This is a genomic window from Sodaliphilus sp., assembly GCF_045598405.1.
Classification (GTDB): Bacteria; Bacteroidota; Bacteroidia; order Bacteroidales; family Muribaculaceae; genus Sodaliphilus; species Sodaliphilus limicaballi.
The window spans coordinates 1-3113 of the sequence record NZ_JAZLLZ010000097.1; the positions used below are offsets into that span (position 1 = coordinate 1).

Genomic DNA, 3113 nt, shown 5'->3' on the forward strand with positions numbered 1-3113 from the left:
ACACATGATTTTGTAATGAGAGGCTGAAAGCCGACACGCAGAACGCAGTTCTGCACATAACCCTGTCCTAACTGAGCGCAAGCGAAGGCAGGGCAGGGTAAACGCGATACACTGTACCCCCGTTGAAGACCGCAACCTTGCACGTTTCGAGGTAGCGGTCTTCAACCGCGAGTTTGTTACACTTCACCCCCCCCACCGGCAGCCCGGAGGTCTGCGACCAGCGGTTAACCAAAGATACGGCCTCCCTGGGGGCTAAAAAAACCACAATATATAATTTCAATGAAAAAATCAGTGAGATCAGTGAGATCCGCGCGGGGAGTTCCATTGCTGTTTAGTTACATTAAATCAGTGTTATCTGCAAAGACAATGCAGCAACACATGTCAGTCAGGACAAAACCTGACGAGACAAATGTTGCTGCAATATTTTTGATGCGGTTGCTCTGGTCTCTGGCCGGTAACGCCACAGAGCCTAGTATCAAACCTTGCCCAGCACGATGTTGATGATCGCATTAGCGTCGGCGATATCCACCACGCCATCGCCGTTCACGTCGGCGCGACCATTGTATTTGTCTGCGCTTTCCTTGCCCAGCGTGATGTTGATAACAATGTTAGCGTCAATAACATCTACCACGCCGTCGCCATTAGCGTCACCCTTTACAAATGGCTTGATTTCGTGTTGCTCGCCGTCGTAGAAGATCTGGAGATTATCCAGATAGCATGCGTTTGTCTTGCTGCCCGTTGTGGTGTTGAATCTGAAACGAACCGGGCATTTATAAGACATCGTCCACGCAAGCTTGGTGGTTTGGCCTATAATTGCCGACTGGTCGGGGGTCAATGCCACCCACGTCTTGCCGCCATCGACCGACGCGCTCAATCGGAATTTAGAATCAGATGTCGTGGGGTTTTTAACACTGGCCTCAATGCGATAAATCTCGTCGCAATAGACATCGCTTGTCATCGTTGCGACACCACTGCCAAAGGTGGCCAATGCCTGAACTCCATCCTCGCAATAATCAACACCGGGAGCAACGACCTTGTCCTTGCCTAGCGTCCAGGTCGCAAACTTTCCTGGCACATCGACCGATGTAGTGCCGGTTGACAACGGCATACCCTCGAAGTCCTCGACCAGGCTCGTCAAGTTCCCCAACAAGTCAACGTCAAACTCAATGACACCGCCATTCTCGGTAATCTTGTTAAGCATGTATGGGTTGTCCAGTCCAGTCCAAGTTTTGAGGCTGGGGGTGGTGCTGCTGCTCACCATCACAACTGATTTGCTGCCAGGGAACGGGTCGCTGGGCGATGCACCGCTTGATGAGTTGCCAGCACGCAATAGTTCATAGTAGTTGTGCGAGGGATAAGCATTGACCCTGTTGTTAGACCATGGCGATGTTGCCGTCGAGTCAACACGCGCAATGATCATGCCGTGTCCGGGCAAGTAGTAGTCCCAGCGGGTCTTCTGGCGGTTGTCGATGATGAAGTATTCTTTCAAGACCGGTGTCTTGAGAATGTAACCCTCGTTGCTCGAAATGGGATTGAGGACGTAGTGGCCTGTCCCGCTGATGACTTTGGGGTTAGCGAATCCCATGAAATAGCGTTCAAAAATGGAGAAGCCACACGGAGTGCGCCCGCTGTTGAACGAGCCGCCGCCAGCCATAATGTCCCATTCACCGGGGTGATGACTCTCTCCGCCATTACCCTCATAGTCGGTATCATAGAGGTCGGGGAAGCCCATCACATGAGTAAACTCATGGCACATGGTGCCTATGCCCTCAATAGTGATGGTGCTGGGCGAACTTGTCCATCCATAAAGTTCGGTTGAGCAAGCGTAAGTTCCAAGACGTTTGCCACTATAGGTCGACGATGACCAGAACGACGATTTGTGAGGCCACAACAAGCGACTATCGTTACCACCAAAACTTGATGACAAGCCAGCAACCTGGAAGAATATCATGTCAATGTAACCATTGTTATCGGCATCATACTTGGAGAAGTCCACGCCCTGGGCCGCAGCCTTTGCCACTGCACTCATGAATATCGACGACGCGTAACTCGTGCCTTTGAAATCATAACATGAATAGTTCACGTCAATGGGGCCTACCACGTCAAACTGGGGCTGGAAAATGCCATTGCTGTTCTCCGAATAATAGTCATGCATACTGCCAGTGCAGCTCACCCACTTGCCGCTGTCGTCGGTATAGCCAGTGAACCCTTTGGTGTTAAGCATGTCGTTGTAGAACCCTTTGGGGTCTTTCATTGCGAACTTCTTGTCAGTGAGGTTAATAAGAATGACGAGTCCGCGGAATTTCTTCACGTCGATAGCGGGAGAGTGCTGCGCGGGTCCGTCGCGCTTCACGCGTTTAGCCTCGCCCTGTGCATGTGCAGCACGATCGGTGATATACTTGTCGGCACCTTGCAGGAACAACTGCTCGTCGGCTGTGCGCTCGGCCAGGTTGTGCGCCTTGATGCCCGTTGCCTTGATGCCCTCGCCGTCGCGCTGGGCATACACATACACGCCAGCGTCGTCCTTGACGATGGTGTAGCCGTCGAGGGTGGTGTTGAAATGGTAAAACTCGTCACCAATGAGCTTTATAGTGAGCTTTGAGCCATCGGGTTGGGTAATAGTGACAGGCTCACGGTGAGCCGGAATTGCCATCGCGCTGATCGCAACAAGCAACGATGCTATTAACAAAGTTATTTTTCTCATATCGCTTTATGTTTATACTTGCTTATTCTACTTGCTTACATTTAATCTGCCAAAAGTAGTAATTTTTCACAAAACATGCAAGTTTTAGTGCAGATTCACATGGCAACTACACTAAAATTAACACCATCCCCCTAGCAATTTCAGCAACCATAGACCCAAATAACACTGATTTAATAATAACTGAAAGAAATTAAAATAATTAGAATAATTTCTTATTCAGTTAAATCAGAGCAGTCTGTTGTAACTATACTACAATAGATTTTTTCCCCGCCCAGACCTTATGAAAATCTTTCTCTCGCACAAAGCATAAGGCAAAGAGAGGCTGAAAGCCGACACGCAGAACGCAGTTCTGCACATAACCCTGTCCTAACTGAGCGCAAGCGAAGGCAGGGCAGGGTAAACGCGATAC

The 3113-nt window shown here is 49.9% G+C and carries 1 protein-coding gene; it reads right to left on the reverse strand.

Translation table 11 applies throughout. The features are described 5' to 3' along the window. Positions 1-475: 475 nt before the first annotated feature. Positions 476-2704 carry a M6 family metalloprotease domain-containing protein gene (locus tag ACKI3C_RS07350; protein ID WP_407403574.1) on the reverse strand — a complete coding sequence of 743 codons (2229 nt, stop codon included), beginning with the start codon at positions 2702-2704 and terminating at the stop codon, positions 476-478. Positions 2705-3113 lie beyond the last annotated feature (409 nt).

Bases quoted from the DNA above. Each gene is read 5' to 3' on its own strand.
- ACKI3C_RS07350 (WP_407403574.1), bottom strand. From the start codon at position 2,704: ATGAGAAAAATAACTTTGTTAATAGCATCGTTGCTTGTTGCGATCAGC.